Source organism: Agromyces sp. Y182, assembly GCF_059445385.1.
In genome coordinates this window covers 58,957-74,995 of record NZ_JCAIUF010000002.1, presented here as the reverse complement: position 1 = coordinate 74,995, position 16,039 = coordinate 58,957, and the positions used below count along the sequence as shown (strand labels likewise).

The window sequence follows — 16,039 nt, the reverse complement described above, 5'->3', positions numbered from 1 at the left end:
TTCGCTCGTCCCGCACAGGATTGGCTCCGAACTCGATTCGATTCCGTGGGAGGAATACATGGTGAACGCTCGCCAGCGCCAGTCGTATGTCCAGCACTCAGTGAGCTCTGCGACGCATCCTGGACGCTTCCGGGCACTGCTCGGCCTGTCGCTCGGCTACTTCATGGTCCTCCTCGACACAACCGTGCTCTCCGTTGCCGAACCTGACATCGTTCGGTCTCTGCACGCCTCGGTCGGCGGACTGCAGTGGGTGGTGAACGGATACACGATCACGCTGGCGGCGTTCGTGCTCTCGGCCGGCGCAATCGCCGATCGGTTCGGCGCCCACCGAGTGTTCCGAGTCGGGATCGCCGGGTTCGGGCTGCTGTCCCTGCTGACCGCCTTCGCGCCGTCGGTCGGGCTGCTGGTCGCGTTGCGCGCGCTGCTGGGCGTGGCGGCCGCGCTGTGCATCCCCTCGTCGATGGCGATGATCACCCGCCTGTACCACGAGCCCGCCGCACGCTCCCGAGCGCTGGCAGCCTGGACCGCGATCAGCGGTGTCGGGCTCGCCTCCGGACCCATCATCGGTGGCGCGCTGGTGGCGTTCGCGGGATGGCGCGCCGTGTTCATCGTCAACGTGCCGATCGCCGTCATCGTCCTGGTACTGGTCGCCGGTTCCGGATTCGCCGCTCCTCTGACCCAACGTCGGATCGACGTCGGCGCGCAGTTGCTCGCCGGCGCGACGCTGGCCCTTCTCAGCGGCTCGCTGATCTCGTTCGGCGGCCGGGACATCGTGCTCGCCACGGTGTCGGGAGCGGCTGCGATTGCCGTTGCCGCGGCCCTCATCATCGTCGAACGGCGAAGTGCCTTGCCCGTGTTCGCACCACAGGTGCTCCGAGCGCGGGGTGTCGTCGCCGGGCTGATCGCCGGCGCCGCCGTGAACTTCGTACTCACTGGCGCGATATTCGCGCTGCCCTTGCTGCTGTTCCAGAACCTCGACCTGACGCCTCTCCAGATCGGGATGTTCCTGCTACCGCTCACGATCCCGTGTGCGCTGAACCCTCTCTTGACGGGCCGGATCGTGGCCCGTTACGGACCACGACCTCCGATCATCGGCGGTCTGACGCTGCTCGCGTTCGGCAGCGCGGTGCTCACCGTGGCCGTCACCGTTCGCTTCCCGCCGATTCCGACCGCAGTCGGACTTGCCATCGTCGGGTTCGGAGTCTCCTTCACCCTCCCCGCATTGATCTCCGCTGTGCTGTCAGCGGCGCCAGATGGAACCGCGGGCAGCGTCGGCGGCATATTCAACGCCGTCCGCCAGGTGGGCGCAACACTCGGCGTCGCCGTGATGGGCGCTCTCATCGCCGCACCGCAACACGACACCGGTGGTACGGCGTCGCTGCTCACCGCGGCCATCATCGCCGCCCTCGGATGCTGCGCATACGTGTTGCTCACCCGCGCCTCGCGACCCGGCTCGCCGAGCTGACCGGTTCAGCGAGTGGATGCCCCGCCGCCGGCCGTTCCGCCTGCGCCGCCACCACCCGTGGCGGCCGCCCTTGCCGCCGCGGCCGCATGCGCCTCGAGGCGCTGCTGGAGCCGACGCAGCGTCTCCATGGCCTCTTCATACCGGCGGAAGGCGTCGGCTCGCGCAGTCGTTCGGGCGGCATGAGTCCCTCGAGCAGAGGGATCCCGAGTCTCGCGACTGGCGAGGATGAACGCACGGTGCGCCTCGCGCGCCCGATCGCGCACCTGCGGGAGCATCCGGGCGTCGTTGAGCACGGCGGCCGCGACATCCTGCCCGTGGATGCGGGCGTCGATTTCCTCGATGAGCATCTCGTAGTCGTTGTGCGCTCGAGTGTGCGCGTCGAGGGCTTCCTGGTAGCGCGCACGCGCGTCGCCGAGTTGCCGGTTGTTCTCGGGCAGGCCGAGCCGTGAGATGAAGTCGAGGCGACGCATCGCGACGCCGAGCTCGTTCTTTCGGATCTTCGTCATGTCGTAGATCCGATTCCGAGTCGGACCGTTCGCGCCGAACACGCTGTCGTAGAAGGCGGCCGCGGCGTCATGGTGCAGCTCCCCCGCGCGGAACGACTCCGCGGGCCGTGCTCCGGACTGCGCCTCCCAGGCGGCCTTCACCGTCTGCGCATCGAAGTTCCGCAGCACGACGTCGCCTTCAGCGCGCGACCGCACGTCGGCATAGGTCGCGCCCGGCATCGCGCGCTCGATGCGCAGCCGAGCCATGCGGAACCACTGCAGCGCGTGCCGCGCCTCGTGGGCGATCGTGTCGCACGCATCGGCGAACTGCTCTGGTGTCGGATCCCGCTGCGACACGAGATCGCGGTTGATGTGCAGCTCCCACACCGAGGCGGGCTGCTTGCCGAACTGGTCGGGGGTCGGGTTGTGCAAATGGTTGGGAATGAGCTGCGGCGCACCCGACGCCGTGAGCTGCCGGTTCGTGATCTCGAGCAGGGCGTCGAATCGCGCTTCGGGGGTCATGCGGCGGTAACGGTCGTAGAGGGGGACGAACTCCGTGGCGAGCGCCCGCGCCTCAGCACCGAGGTGATCGACGACGCGTGCGGCATCCCTGCCGCCGGGGCCGCCCGTCGTCGCCTGCGGCGACCGCGTCGAGGCGGGTTCGGCCACGAGCCGCACGTCGGTCTGTCGCCCCCACCCGGGCGACTTCGCGTCGAGGTACTCGGTCGCGTGCTGCACGTGCTGCGCCGCCTCGTCGCCCGTGAAGCGCACCTCGACCTGACGCCCGCCACCCGAGTCGATGATGACGACCTCGCCGCCGAACACCGCACCCGCGTTGCGCGCGAGCCCCTCGCGATGCGCCTCGAACCGCGCGATGAGTGCGTGCCGCTCGGGCAACGGCAGGTTCGCGCCCAGGCCGGTTCCGCCCTGCAGCTCGGCGTGGAGCCGTTGCCATCCGCCTGCCTCGGTGAGCAGCGATCGCACGGCGACATCCGAGAGCCGGGCGCCCGTCTTTCCGGTCGCGCCCGGCACGTCGACCGCGGGTGCCGCTCGCCCAGCCCCGCCCCCGGCATCCGTGACTGCGGTCTCCGGCACCATGACTGCGGGTCCGCGCGAGCCGCCGCGCCATGCCTCGTACTCCTTCGCGACTCGGCTGTTGACGCGGGCGAGGCCGAGGTCCATGGCGACGTTCTGCACCACGCCGTCGACGATGAGGTCGGCGAACTCGTTCGCGTTCTTCGGCAGCGCCTTGCCCTCGACGACGGACTTCAGAACGGTCTCGGTCGCCGTCATGTAGACCGACGAGGTGCCGGCGGCCATCGCGCTCGCGGTGAGTTCTGCGAGCTTCGTGCCCACGAGGTCGGGGATACGGTCGATGCGCGCCTTGATCGCGACCTGGAATCTGGCCTGCAGGGCGCCGCCGAGGTAGGTCATGATGGCGCTCACGCCCGCGGCCTGCACGAGGCTTGCGAGTCCGAGGCTCGTACGCTGGCCGTAGTGCATTTCAGCCGCGCGGCCGAGTCCCTCCTGCGCGAAGGTGTAGCCGCCGGCGACGAGGGCCGAGCCCGTGAGGCCGAGCCCGCCCGAGGCGATTCCAGCGGCGATAGTGCCTGCGGTCTTCAGCCGGTTGAGCCATTTCACGGCGGTGCCCGCGCCCGTCATGACGCGGTTCTCATAGGCGGAGAAGCGCTTGGCCGCGTCGGCGGTCGACTGCTCGGCCATGGCGATGAGCGGCACGGCGAGTTCGTACTTGCGCTCGCGCAGCAGCGGCCACGCGCGCTCGATGAGCTGGCGCGGCTGGTCCCAGATGCGGATCGTGGGGTAGGGATCGCTGCCCGAGCCGAGCGCTTCAGAGACGTGTCGGATCGCCCCGAAGCCGATGCGCTCGGCGTTGATGGCGCTTCGCTCGAGGTGCATCGGCTGCAGCTCGTGCCACACGTCGGTCGTCTCTTTGAGCGCCTCTCGCAGCTTCGCGAGCTCTTCGCGGTTCGACACACGCCGCGCGTACTCTTCGGGGTAGTCATTGCGCAGGTCGTCGGCGGTCACGAAGCCCTTCGTCTTGTAGACGATGCCAGGCATCGGGTGCTGCCCGAGCGCTTCGCCGGGCACCGGCCGCATACTGAGCTCGAGCGGCCGCTTCGTAATCTGCTCGACGGCCCACTGACGGAAGTCGGTCTCTGCCTTGACGTCCCACTCGGGCGGCTCGCTCACATCGTCAGCGAGCAGCAGCCGCACGTCCACGCTGAGGTGCTCGTCGGGTTTCGGCGGCACGGCGCCAAGCAGCCGGCGCCGCTCCTTCAGGTAGTCGGGATGCTGCTCGCGGACCGTGCCGTAATAGGCGAAGTCATCCCACAGCCGCCGCACGCGGGCGTCGATGTGCCATGCGATCGTGAAATGGTCGACGACCCGCTGCCAGTGCTCGAGCTGCACCGAGGTGAGGGCGCCGAGCAGCGCCGGATACCGGGCTTGCAACGCCGGCCGGATGTCGGGACCGCCCTTCGGGATCGGCTCGCGCGCATGCCGTCCCGCGAGCGAGTCGGGCTCGAGATCGCGCTGCACGTGTGCCGCGACCGCGCGGTTGCCCGCGTCCCGCTGCAGATCGATGACGTCGTCGGCCCGCAGCATCCACGGGGCATTGAGCGATGCCTGCGCGCGCTGTGCGGCGCGCTTCACGGGCGTCGCGCCGCCCGCGCGTTTCGCACCCGGGTCGACTCGCTCGCCGTGCCTGCCCTGCTCGCCTCGCTCTTGGATCGGCAGACCTCCTCCTGGCTTCCCTCAGCTTCCATCACCGCGCGCCGGGAGCAGTACGTCCAGTACGGCCGCGCAGCGGACCGCGCACGGCTCGCTGCCCGAGCGGGCAGCAGCAGGCCCGCGCGAACGCACCTTGCGACCCATCGGGTGGCAGGGTGCGTTTCACGCAGGCCCAGTAGACGCTACTGGCGCGAACCGATCTCGGCGATCGGCGCGCTCCGCATCGCAGCCCGTGTCGCGACAGCGAGCGAGATCAGGCCGATGATGCTCAGAGAGCCGACGATCGCGGCGGACTCGATCGGCGAGACGTTCGGCAGCAGCTGTCCCGAAATACCGAAGCTGATCCCGATCAACGGGGGTAGGGCCACCAGTACTCCGAGCGCTGCGGCGAGCACCACGACCATTGCAGACTCCGTGCGCATCATCGCCCGCACCTGCCTGCGCGTCGCTCCGACCAATTGCATCAGCGCGAACTCACGCCGCCGCTCCCCCGTTGCCATCACCAACGTGTTCACCACGGCAATCGCGATGTAGCCGAGGATGACGGCGAGCGCGATCAGGTTGACGAGTGAGTTCGCATCGCGCGCGCTGTCGCCTGCCGCGCGGAGCTCGCTGCGGTTCGCCACGGTGAATCCGGCCTCGTCCAGTGCCTTCTGCACGTGCGCCAGCTGCCCCGGCTGCGTGCCCACGAGCACATAATTGCTGAGGCTGGTCGTCGTGTGGGCGAGCAACGCGGGATTCGTCATCGTCACGTCGCCGAAGCCCAAACCGCGGGTGTAGATGGCAACCACGCTCGAGGTGACCGCCGTTCCGTCACCGAGATGCCCGCTGACTGTATCGCCGACGCCCACGCCCGCCGCCAGCGCCGCGTCGGAACTCAACGCGACGGTGTCCGCACCGGTCAGAGACTCGAGCGTGCCTGCCACCACGCCCAAATCCAACGTTGAGGCAGTCGCTGCCGGATCGATCCCCTGTACCGGATACTGCTCGGACGTCGGATCGCCGAGCTGAACGAAGCTGAAGATCATCTGACTGAGCGCCACCGGGTTCGCTGCACTCACACCCGAAGTCTGGGCGATGGAAGCGACGGCGTCCTCAGAGAGTCCGGATGCTCCGCCTGTCACCATCAAGTCGGCCGTCACCCCGGCGTGCGACTGCGTGGTGGCCTCGGCCGCGATAATCGACTGCGTACCCACCTGCACGAGGCCGAGACCGATGCCGAGCGCCAGTGGGACGATCGCTGCGGCGAGTCGACGCGAATTACTGCGCGCATTCGCGGCCGCGAGGAAGGCTGAGGGCGACTTCAAGTGCCGTAGCGGCCCACCGAATACCGTGATGGCGGTACGCACAAGGCGTGGCCCGAGCAAGCCGACGGCAATGATGAGGAGCAGTGCGGCTGCGGCCGGGCCGGCGACCGCGATCGTACCGGGGACGAACAGCGGAATGGCACTTGCGAGCAAGCCGATGACTCCGAGGATGATGCCGGTGATCGTGCGGCCACGCCCCAGACGGGACGGCGTGGTCGATGCTTCTTGCAGTGCTTCGATCGGATTGATGCGCGCGGGCCGCCGAGCAGCGACCGCAGCGGCGAGTTGGGACGCCACGACCATGACCACGACGGCGATCAGCGCAGGAATCGGGCCGAAGGTGAGCGCGAAGTCCTCAGGAATCACCCCCGCTTGCGCGAAGCCGAATCGCATCGCGGCCGCCAGAAAGAAGCCGGGGATCACTCCGACGAGTGCGCCAGCGCCTGCGACGAGGAGCACCTCTTGTGCGATGAGTCGATGGATCTGCATGGGGGTGGAGCCGATGGCGCGCATCAGAGCGAAGTCGCGCCTTCGCCGCTGAATGGACAGCGACAGTGTGCCTGCGACCACGAACAGAGCAATCAGGATGGCTGTGCCGGCGAACGACGAACCGATCGCGACGAGCGTTGCTCGGGCGGCACCGGCGTCGAGAAACTCGGCGGCGCCGCGGTCATTGCCCGTATATGTGACGGCACCGGGCACCTGTGCGCGAATCTCACTCGCCAGATCACTCGGCGAGACGCCTGAACGCGCGAATACTCCGACGACGTCGCCGGCACCGCCGCGCGGCGCCAGTGCGGCTGCCGCGGCATCAGTCAGGAAGACGTGCCCCGCACGGGCGGGGTCGTTGCCCGAAGCAGCAGTGGCGATCCCGACGACACGATACTCGGCGTTGGTGCCGCCGTGAGCGAGCGTGACGGTGTCGCCGACCTCGGTGCGCGACGCCAAGCTGCCGTCAACGACGACCTGGTCCGCTGCGCGGGGGGCGTTCCCGTCACTGACCTCATACGGGGTGAGCGCCGCGGAACTCCACCCGTGGGCTTCGATCGGCGATCCGTCCCACGACATCGGAACCGTGGTGTCCGTGACGACGCTCGCCGCATTCGGAAGCGTTCGAATCAGAGCGAGCCCATCGGCGGAGAGCGGCACGCGCTCCGGGAGGGAGTACGTCGTCCCCTCTGGGGTCTCGAACGACTGCTTTCCACCCACGATCACGTCGGCGGCGGCGTAGCGTTCGGGGTCGACCCCGCCGCGTGAGCCGGATTCGATCAGAACGCCGAGTCCGGTCGCGAGCATCGTCGCGGTGAGAACGGCGACGAAGACGCCGATGAGCGTTCCCTTGTTTTGGCGGATTCCCGCCCGGATGAGTGTGTTCACCATTTCCCCAACTCGGTCATGCGGTCGACGATCTCCTGCGTCGATGCGCCGTCCTGGTATCCGACGAATGCACCGTCGGCGAGAAAGATGACCCGGTCGGCGCGGGATGCGACCGCCGGGTCGTGGGTCACCATGATGACCGTCTGGTTCAGTTCGCGTGTCATCTGTGCGAGCAGGTCAAGCACCTGGCGACCGGTTCGCGAGTCGAGCGCGCCCGTCGGTTCGTCGGCGAAGACGGCGTCAGGCCGCGTGATGAGCGCCCGTGCGATGGCCACCCGCTGCTGCTGACCGCCGGAGAGCTCCGCCGGGCGCCGCTGTCGAAGTTCGTCGAGGCCAACCGAGCGGATGATGCGGTCGAGCCAGCCGTCCTCCACGCTCTTGCCGGCCAGAAGCAGGGGCAGCGTCACGTTCTGCTCGACCGTCAGAGCAGGAAGCAGGTTGTAGGCCTGGAAGACGAACCCGACGTGCTGACGCCGGAACTTCGCGAGCTTGTTGGCCCGCATCCGTGAGATATCGGTGTCGCCGATCCAGACGGAGCCGCTCGTCGGAGCGTCGAGGCCCGCCGCGGTGTGCAGAAACGTGCTCTTTCCCGAACCGGATGGCCCCATGATGGCGGTGAACGACCCCCGCTCCAGGGTGAGATCGATGCCGCGAAGAGCGATCACTGCTGACGGGCCGGTGCCGTATTTCTTGACGACCGTCTCGAGGCGTATCGCCTGGCCCGGGTGCGGGCCTGACAGCCTGGATGTCTGTGTTTCGGATGCCTGAATGCTCATGTCATGGACGTTACGGATTGCCGCTCGCCGCAACGATCCTGGCCGCTACCCAGTTAATGGTGTGGCTGGCTCCACCCCTTGCGCGCGCGCACTACGGCAGACTGAACGGATGAGCCGCGACCGACTTCGACGATGGTGGCGCGCCCTGCGCTATCTGGTCGTCGAACTGGGAGCCGGTTTCGTTTCGCTCGCATTCGTGGTGATCGGCGTGATCCTGATGCCGCTGCTGGTGCTCAGCGGCGGATGGCTCATCGTGCCGCTGATCGTGCGACCGTTGCGATGGTGGGCATCACGCGCGCGCACTCGCAGTGCACCGAACTCCCGTAGGGACGTCGAGTCGGCATACAGTCCGATCCCGGCCGATCCGACCTTCACCGAGAGCCTGCGCATCGCTTTCTCGCGGTCAACGGGTAGGGATCTACTGTGGCTGATCGGGCACGGTGCGATCGTGCCGTTCGTCAATCTTCTGACCATCGCATTGCCGCTCGCCGCCGTCAACGCGCTCATCGTCCCCGCGTATTGGTATCTGGCGCCCTCCAACGACCCCATATCGAGTCCGTTTCCGGTGACATCGTGGGCCGCGGCCGCCTGGACGCCCCTTGTCGCCGTTGGCTATGCCCTCCTCGCCTGGTGGATCGTTCCCGGGCTGGCATTTGCGCAGAGGTGGGCGCAGAACAAGATTCTGACCCCGAGCCGCGAGGACGAACTTGCCGCGAGGGTCACGGCGCTGACGGCCAGCCGCGCGGCCGCGCTCGACGCACACTCGTCTGAGTTGCGGCGCATTGAGCAAGACCTGCACGACGGTGCGCAGAATCGTTTGGTGAGTGTCGTCATGATGCTCGGGATGGCGGAACGGTCGTTCGAGACGAGCCCGGGTGACGCTCTCCCGCAGCTTCAGCGTGCGCAGCAAGCCGCAACGGATGCGCTTGCCGAGCTGCGCACCATGGTGCACGACATCTATCCGCCGATCCTGGATGAGCTCGGGCTGGAGTGCGCGCTGTCGTCGGTGGCCGGACGCTCGTCCGTGCCCTGCTCCCTCGATGTGGTCGGACTGGACCGGGTGCCGACCGCCGTGGAATCCGCGGCGTACTACATCGTCGCCGAGGCGGTGACGAACCTCAACAAGTACAGCGGCGCCACCAGAGCGACGGTCTCCGTTCGGTACGATCCATCGGTGGGGGTCGAGGGCCTGCTGATCGTCATCGAGGATGACGGACGCGGCGGCGCGGTCGAGCGCCCGGGCGGCGGCATCGCGGGCATCCGTCGCCGCATCGAGGCGTTCGAAGGAACGCTGCTGCTGACCAGCCCGGTCGGCGGCCCGACGAACATGAGGGTGGTACTGCCATGCGGGTGGTGATAGCCGAAGACGATGCTTTGCTGCGCGAGGGACTCGCCATGTTGCTGCGCAGTGAGGGCTTCGATGTGGTGGCGGCGGTCGACAATGCCGACGACTTTCTGGCGCTGCTCGACGATACGGATGCTGCGGTGCTCGACGTGCGGATGCCGCCCACGTTCACGAATGAGGGTCTGAAGGCGGCCGAAGTCGCGCGCCGGCGGCGACCGGGATTTCCGGTGCTGGTCCTCTCCGCGTACGTCGAGGACCGCTATGCGGGACAGTTGCTGGCAGAGGGCGCCGGCGGTCTCGGCTACCTGCTCAAAGAACGCGTCGGCAAGGTCACTGAGTTCACCGACGCGTTGCGCAGGGTCGCCGACGGCGGCACCGTGATGGATCCGGAGGTGATCTCGCAGCTGCTGAGCCGGCGTCGCGCAGATGACCCGATCCAATCGCTCACCCCGCGAGAGCGGGAGGTGCTCGGGCTCATGGCGGAGGGCCTCGACAACACCACGATCGCCGGGCGACTTTTCGTCAGCGAGACAGCGGTGAGCAAGCACATCGGCAACATCTTCGCGAAGCTCGGGCTGTCGACCAGCGACAGCGGCCATCGTCGCGTTCTCGCCGTGCTGGCGTATTTGCGAACCTGATGGAGGCTATGGTTCTTCACCGGCATCCATTCGAACAGGGCCGGTCATCGACACCCTCGGCGCGGGTGGTTTCGTCACTGGCCCGTTCCCTGCGTCGCTCGGGTGCGGAACGACGCGCGGCTCGGGATGCTCGACCATCGCGTCAGCGACCCAGCCTGGGGCGTCCAGCCGGATCGTGTCATCGCCAACGAACACCGCGAGGTGATCCTCGAGGCGGTCGAGCTGTTCCGCGCCGACCTGCGCGGCCCACTCCCCTCGCAGCTCGTCGAATATCGAAGCGCCCTCGCGCATCAGCCGCTGACCCGCATCCGTCACCGTGACCTTCTTGCGCCGACGATCCAGCGCGTCATCCTCGATCGCCACCCAACCGCGCTCGCCGAGAAGCGCGATGGTCTTGGCCGCCGCCTGCTTGCTCACCGCGAGCGCCCGGCCAAGCTCCGACGCGCTCCCCGCCCCGAGGTCGATCGCGGTCATCGCGTAGTGGAATGAGGGTCGTACGTCTTCGAACCCGCGTGCCGCCAGTCCGAGCACCGCGGTATCGGCGAGTTTGCGGTAGCTGGCGAGCAGGAGCAGCGCGAGATCAGGGCCGGATCCGGTCATGGAACAAGGTTAGCGAAGGGTGGTGCGACGATCCCGTCGAAAAGCACGTCGAGGTAGTCGGAGGCGCGTTCGGGTCGCAATCGTGCGGAGTAGCCCAACCCACAGAGCAGAATCATGATGTCGGCGGGCTCCAGATCTGTCCGGAAATACTGAGCGGCGCGAGAGACCAAGGTCGAGAATGCCGCGAAGAGATCAGCGCGAAGCGCACGCGTCTCCTCGCGCGCCGCCGTTGACGCCAAGACAGCGCCGGCGAAATCCGGGTCGTCGATGTAGATCTGCATCGACTGGGCGATGAACGTTCGGATGGCTTCGAACTTGTCAGGGTCGGTCGCCGCCGCTCGAGCAGCGTCGGCCATCTCCAGGAATCGGTGCTCGACGAGCGCTTCCATCAGCACCTCGCTCGACGAGAAGTGGCGATACACCGTCCCGACTCCGACGCCGGCGCGATGTGCCACGGCGTTGAGGTGCAGGGCATCGCCGTCGGAGCGCAGGATTCTCGCGGCCTCGAGGATCCGCTCGCGGTTGCGAGAGGCGTCGGGGCGAAGTGCGGTCATGCATTCAGCTTAATAGATCATTCACCGAAACGGATAATGTATCCGGTTTTGCGTTTAGCATGACACCATGACCACTCAGCGCAACGAATCGATCGACGCCGGCGGGCACCGACGCAGCTACATCCATGTCACGCCCGCATTCCCCCTGAGCGAAGCACCACTGCTGCTCGCTCTGCACGGCACGTCACAACAAGGCCGGACGATGCAGCGCTTCAGCGGTCGGACCCTTGACGCCTTGGCCGAGCGTATCGGCGCTGACCTCATCTATCTGAACGGCCACGGCCGGGCGTGGAACGATGCCCGCAGGCAGAAGATATCGCGGGCGCAAAAGGCAGATATCGACGACGTCTCATTCGTGAGCGCAGTCGTCCGACGCTTCGACCGACCCACGATCGCCATCGGATACTCGAACGGTGGTCAGCTTCTGCATCGCGTCCTGCGAGAGAAACCCGCCCTCCTCGCTGGTGCTGTGATCGTTGCCGCAGGCCTGCCCCTCGACGACGACTTCTCGCTCGTCAATGTCAGACCAGCCGCGATCCCGACCCTCCTCCTGCACGGAACAGCCGACCCGATAGTGCCTTACGACGGTGGAGCGACCAAGATTCTCGGCCGCACCCGCGGGCGAGTACAGTCCGCTCAGGCGACAGCCCGTCGCTATGCGCCCGCGACGGAACCCGTCACTCGCCGCGACGGTGATCTTGAACGCACCGACTGGGACGGCGTTCGCCTCGTGACGCAGATCGGAACCGGCCATGTGATTCCGAACCGCACAACGTCGCCCGGTCGGCTCGTCATCGGGCCATCACACCAGGATCTTGATCTGGGCGAGGAGATTGAGCGCTTCTTCGGTATCACCGCACGGGCACGACAGCCGGGCAGTGCTCGATGAGGCCGTGACGGGCCGCGCGGCGCCCGAGGCCGGGCGCCGGCGGGCCGCGGGCGAGCCGGACTTTGACTATGCCCGGCTGTCGATCGGGAGAAGCACCTGAACAGCGCGCCGCCGGCCATTCTTGGCCGAAATCAATGTTAGATACCTTAAGATTGATTTACCAGTGAATTCCGCCCACCTGAGGAGGCCTCGATGCCGACATTCATCGAACGGGTATGGGACCCCGATGACGCTGGTCAGCTCGGGCGCAAGGATCGCGCTCCCGGCCACTATCGCGCCTTCGTCCCCGACGAACTGGGGGCCGCGCTCCTACTCCTCGGTGGAGAAGCGCGGTCGGCTGCCGAAGACGCAGTAGCGGTGCTCGCGCGCGCCGACGAGCGCATCGGGTCCCGCGGCGCCTACCTGAACCACCTGCTGATCCGGTCCGAGAGCATCTCGTCGTCGTGGATCGAGGGCAACCGCATCAGCCCGAAGCGGCTGGCGATCGCCGAGGCACTGCGCGAGGGCAGCCGGGTCGCGCTCGACGTGGTCGGCAACGTGCGCGCGACCGAAGCCGCCATCGCCGCGCTCGCCGATCGCTCCCGGCCCATCACCGTGGCCGACATCGAGGGCCTGCAGCACGCCATCGAGCCGACGCTCGAGCCGGGGTTGCGCACCGAGCAGAACTGGGTCGGTGGTCCGGACTGGAGTCCCCTGCGCGCCGAGTTCATCCCACCGCCGGAAACCGAAGTGCCACGGCTGGTCGCAGATCTCGCGCGCTTCGTGACCGAGACGACCGGCAACGCGGTCGTGCGCGCCGCGATCGCCCACGCGCAGTTCGAGACGATCCACCCCTTCATCGACGGCAACGGCCGCACCGGGCGTGCACTCATCCATACAGTGCTCCACCGGGCCGACGCGCTTCGAAACATCCTCATCCCCATCAGCACGGTCTTCGCGGGCGACACCAACGCGTACATCGCCGGTCTCACCGCCTTCCGCGCCGACCCGCCACAACTCGACGACTGGGTCATCGCTTTCGCCCAGGCCACCGAGCGTGCCGCGGGCAACGCCGTGCGACTGTCCGCCGACGTCGCAGCGCTCGATGAACGCACGCGCGAGGAACTCATCGCCCACCGCCGAGCCCAGGGCCACAGCCCCGCGGTCCCGCGACGCGGCGCCGTCATCGGCCGCATCCTCGACAGGCTCGCGACCGAACCCGTCCTCACCGTCGAGTCAGCCGCCCAGCAGCACGGCGTCTCGACGACCGCTGCGCACAACGCTCTGGTCGAACTGGCCGACGCCGGCATCCTCGGCCGTACGAAGGACCAGCGTGGACGGCTCATCTGCTGGACCGCAGACCGGCACCTCGCGCTCGTCGCAATCACCGAGCGCAGCAACCGCGTCGGAGCCGGTGACACGGCCGGACGCAGACCGAAGCAGGGACCGCCTCTACCCGAGATCGGCCAGTTCGGTCGCTTGCAGCCGCCCCCGCACGGAGGACGCAGCCTCACCTGACGGATGCCGCCTCCCGAGCCTCGATCAGGGGGTTGCAGTCGGCATCAACAGATGCGCTGCGATGCGCTGCGCTGCGCTGATGATCGTTCCGGCAATCGTGATCGTCGGGATCGGGCCGGTGAGATCGTTGTCGCACCTGCAGGGACGTACGCTACATGGCCGGTGCCCAATGGGGTCGCTTCGCGTGGGGCGGGCAGCATCCGGGTAGGTTGACGGCCCGCTGGCGGGTCCCTTCGGGCGCCGACGAGATAGAGGCGGGTGCTGGGCCGTCCAGTCTGGCTGCGGGGTCTACCGCCTTTTGCCGCCGATGCCGGGCACTAGGGAGCGTCTCCCAAGTCGCGAAGGGGCTGGTCGGTGCGGGATGCTGGTCAGGTGGCTCGTGGTCGTGAACTCTCGGATTCTCAGTGGGAACGGCTCGAGGTTCTGATGCCGCATCCGGCGGGGCGGAGTCGTCCGTGGCGTGATCACCGTCGGTGGTTGAGGGCATCATCTTCCGGTACCGGACCGGTGTGCCGTGGAGGGATCTGCCGGAACGGTTCGGGCCGTGGCAGACGGTGTGGAAGCGGCACCGCTGGTTCTCTGTAGACGGCACCTGGGACCGAATCCTCGCCACCCTGATGACCGTCGCGGACTCGGTCAGCGGGATCGATTGGGCGGTCAGCGTGGACTCCACGATCGTCCGCGCACACCAGCACGCAACAAGGCTCGGCCGGGTCACAGGGAGATATGTCGAATCACAGGAATCCCCGCACCGAGCCACCGGATCACGCCATCGGCCGGTCGCGTGGCCGCCTGTCCACGAAGATCCACCACTCCGTCGACGGCCGAGGTCGTCCGCTCGCGATCCTCATCGGCCCGGGGCAGGCCGCAGACTCGCCAATGTTCCTCCCGCTCCTGGACCACGTCCGTGTGCTGCGACCCGACGTCGGTCGGCCACGGACCCGGCCGGTCGCGGTGCTCGCGGACCGAGCGTACTCATCGCGGGCGATCCGCGCTGACCTGCGCCGTCGCCAAATCCGAGCCGTCATCCCGGAGAAACGCGACCAGAAAGCCAACCGGCGGCGACGCGGCACCGCAGGCGGCCTCCCTGTCAGCTACGACCGGGAGCAGTACAAACGCCGGCACACCGTCGAGTGCGCGTTCAACCTCATGAAGGAATGGCGGGGCCTCGCCACCAGGTACGACCGTCACGCCGTCATCTATCGCGGTGCCGTCGTCCTCGCCGCGATCCTCACCTGGTTGCCATAGCCGGCCCTACCGTCAGTGGATAGGAATGAGAGTTCTGCCGACCGATAGGGGCGTTCGTCTCAATATCTGTCGTGAATGTTCGGGGCAAAGTGCCCTCGGGCGCCGACCAAACCCGAACCCACGCCTCGGCGACCGCAGTCGTCGTTTGATCTGCCGCGGCGAACATCTCACGCTTCTCACCTCCGACGCGCACACATCCAAACCCGGCCGGGACGTCTTGTAAGGGAGTTCGCTGCGCGCCAACCAGCTATGAATAGGGGCCCGACTGGTCCGACTCATAGTCGAATAAGCCCCGAAGTGATCACTCTGAATGGGTCAGCTTCTCAGCCGGTAGGTTACGCGTGATCGAATCGCAGGCCGTGTTTCAGTACGCCGTCGATATGTGCCGCCTCGTAGGGTTGGGGGCATGCGCGTGTTGATCGTCGAGGACGAGCCTTTTCTGGCGGAAGCTGTTCGTGATGGTTTGCGCTTGGAGGCAATCGCGGCCGACATCGCCGTTGATGGTGATACCGCTCTTGAGCTGCTGAGCATCAACGCCTACGACATCGCTGTGCTCGACCGGGACATCCCCGGCCCGTCTGGTGACGAGATTGCCGCGCGCATCGTCGCTTCCGGCAGTGGTATGCCGATTCTCATGCTCACCGCTGCTGACCGGCTCGATGATAAGGCGTCGGGGTTCGAACTTGGCGCCGACGACTATCTCACGAAACCTTTCGAACTGAGAGAGCTCGTGCTCAGGCTCCGGGCGCTCGACAGAAGACGCGCACACCATCGGCCGCCCGTGCGCGAGATCGCGGGCCTACGGTTGGACCCGTTTCGCCGCGAGGTCTATCGCGACGGTCGCTACGTTGCGCTCACCCGGAAGCAGTTCGCCGTGCTCGAAGTGCTCGTCGCGGCTGAGGGCGGGGTGCTCAGTGCTGAGGAACTTCTCGAACAGGCATGGGACGAGAATGCCGATCCGTTCACCAATGCCGTGCGGATCACCGTCTCGGCGCTACGCAAGCGTCTTGGCGAACCCTGGATCATCGCGACGGTCCCCGGCGTCGGCTACCGCATCGATGCAGGAACGGACGGCGCTGAAGGAGACGCTCGTGGCTAGGCAGCCTG

The 16,039-nt window shown here is 67.4% G+C and carries 12 protein-coding genes and 1 pseudogene; 8 read left to right on the top strand and 5 right to left on the bottom strand.

Annotation, left to right across the window (positions count from 1 at the left end; translation table 11 throughout):
- Window positions 1-58 precede the first annotated feature (58 nt).
- A complete protein-coding gene (locus AC1C2R_RS14865; RefSeq protein WP_495380469.1) occupies window positions 59-1,465 on the top strand; it encodes an MFS transporter in 1,407 nt (468 codons plus the stop codon).
- Between the two features lie 5 nt (window positions 1,466-1,470).
- Here the strand turns inward: AC1C2R_RS14865 and AC1C2R_RS14860 are convergent, their stop codons facing one another.
- The 3 genes from AC1C2R_RS14860 to AC1C2R_RS14850 all read right to left on the bottom strand — a co-directional run bounded on the left by AC1C2R_RS14860 (window position 1,471) and on the right by AC1C2R_RS14850 (window position 8,161).
- The gene (locus AC1C2R_RS14860) at window positions 1,471-4,623 is read right to left on the bottom strand and encodes a hypothetical protein (RefSeq protein ID WP_495380468.1); all 3,153 of its coding nucleotides are present in this window, start codon (window positions 4,621-4,623) and stop codon (window positions 1,471-1,473) included.
- A gap of 260 nt (window positions 4,624-4,883) precedes the next feature.
- On the bottom strand, window positions 4,884-7,388 hold the full coding sequence (locus tag AC1C2R_RS14855) for an FtsX-like permease family protein (RefSeq protein ID WP_495380467.1): 2,505 nt from the start codon (window positions 7,386-7,388) through the stop codon (window positions 4,884-4,886).
- Window positions 7,382-8,161 carry an ABC transporter ATP-binding protein gene (locus AC1C2R_RS14850; protein WP_495354325.1) on the bottom strand — a complete coding sequence of 260 codons (780 nt, stop codon included), beginning with the start codon at window positions 8,159-8,161 and terminating at the stop codon, window positions 7,382-7,384. The genes AC1C2R_RS14855 and AC1C2R_RS14850 overlap by 7 nt, the downstream gene beginning before the upstream one ends.
- Window positions 8,162-8,270: 109 nt before the next feature.
- Between AC1C2R_RS14850 and AC1C2R_RS14845 the strand changes: the two genes are divergently transcribed.
- Together AC1C2R_RS14845 and AC1C2R_RS14840 are read left to right on the top strand one after the other, a co-directional pair.
- Complete coding sequence (locus AC1C2R_RS14845) at window positions 8,271-9,518, top strand: sensor histidine kinase (RefSeq protein ID WP_495354326.1); 1,248 nt, start codon at window positions 8,271-8,273, stop codon at window positions 9,516-9,518.
- The gene (locus tag AC1C2R_RS14840; protein ID WP_495354327.1) at window positions 9,506-10,144 is read left to right on the top strand and encodes a response regulator transcription factor; all 639 of its coding nucleotides are present in this window, start codon (window positions 9,506-9,508) and stop codon (window positions 10,142-10,144) included. The genes AC1C2R_RS14845 and AC1C2R_RS14840 overlap by 13 nt, the downstream gene beginning before the upstream one ends.
- Before the next feature lie 6 nt (window positions 10,145-10,150).
- On the opposite strand, the gene AC1C2R_RS14835 is transcribed toward AC1C2R_RS14840, so the two are convergent.
- Entirely contained in the window at window positions 10,151-10,744 is a 594-nt protein-coding gene (locus AC1C2R_RS14835; RefSeq protein ID WP_495380466.1) for a MarR family winged helix-turn-helix transcriptional regulator, read from the bottom strand.
- Window positions 10,741-11,298 carry a TetR/AcrR family transcriptional regulator gene (locus AC1C2R_RS14830; protein WP_495354329.1) on the bottom strand — a complete coding sequence of 186 codons (558 nt, stop codon included), beginning with the start codon at window positions 11,296-11,298 and terminating at the stop codon, window positions 10,741-10,743. The genes AC1C2R_RS14835 and AC1C2R_RS14830 overlap by 4 nt, the downstream gene beginning before the upstream one ends.
- Window positions 11,299-11,365: 67 nt before the next feature.
- On the opposite strand from AC1C2R_RS14830, the gene AC1C2R_RS14825 reads away from it, so the two are divergent.
- The 5 genes and pseudogenes from AC1C2R_RS14825 to AC1C2R_RS14805 all read left to right on the top strand — a co-directional run bounded on the left by AC1C2R_RS14825 (window position 11,366) and on the right by AC1C2R_RS14805 (window position 16,031).
- Entirely contained in the window at window positions 11,366-12,187 is an 822-nt protein-coding gene (locus AC1C2R_RS14825) for a CE1 family esterase (RefSeq protein WP_495380465.1), read from the top strand.
- 192 nt (window positions 12,188-12,379) lie between these two features.
- Window positions 12,380-13,684, top strand: a complete 1,305-nt coding sequence (locus AC1C2R_RS14820; RefSeq protein ID WP_495380464.1) for a Fic family protein — start codon at window positions 12,380-12,382, stop codon at window positions 13,682-13,684.
- 473 nt (window positions 13,685-14,157) lie between these two features.
- Window positions 14,158-14,229: pseudogene (locus tag AC1C2R_RS14815) on the top strand (transposase); the annotation flags it as partial.
- A gap of 103 nt (window positions 14,230-14,332) precedes the next feature.
- The gene (locus AC1C2R_RS14810; RefSeq protein WP_495381101.1) at window positions 14,333-14,932 is read left to right on the top strand and encodes an IS5 family transposase; all 600 of its coding nucleotides are present in this window, start codon (window positions 14,333-14,335) and stop codon (window positions 14,930-14,932) included.
- Between the two features lie 406 nt (window positions 14,933-15,338).
- Window positions 15,339-16,031: a response regulator transcription factor gene (locus AC1C2R_RS14805; RefSeq protein WP_495354332.1), complete on the top strand. Its 693-nt coding sequence runs from the start codon at window positions 15,339-15,341 to the stop codon at window positions 16,029-16,031.
- Window positions 16,032-16,039 lie beyond the last annotated feature (8 nt).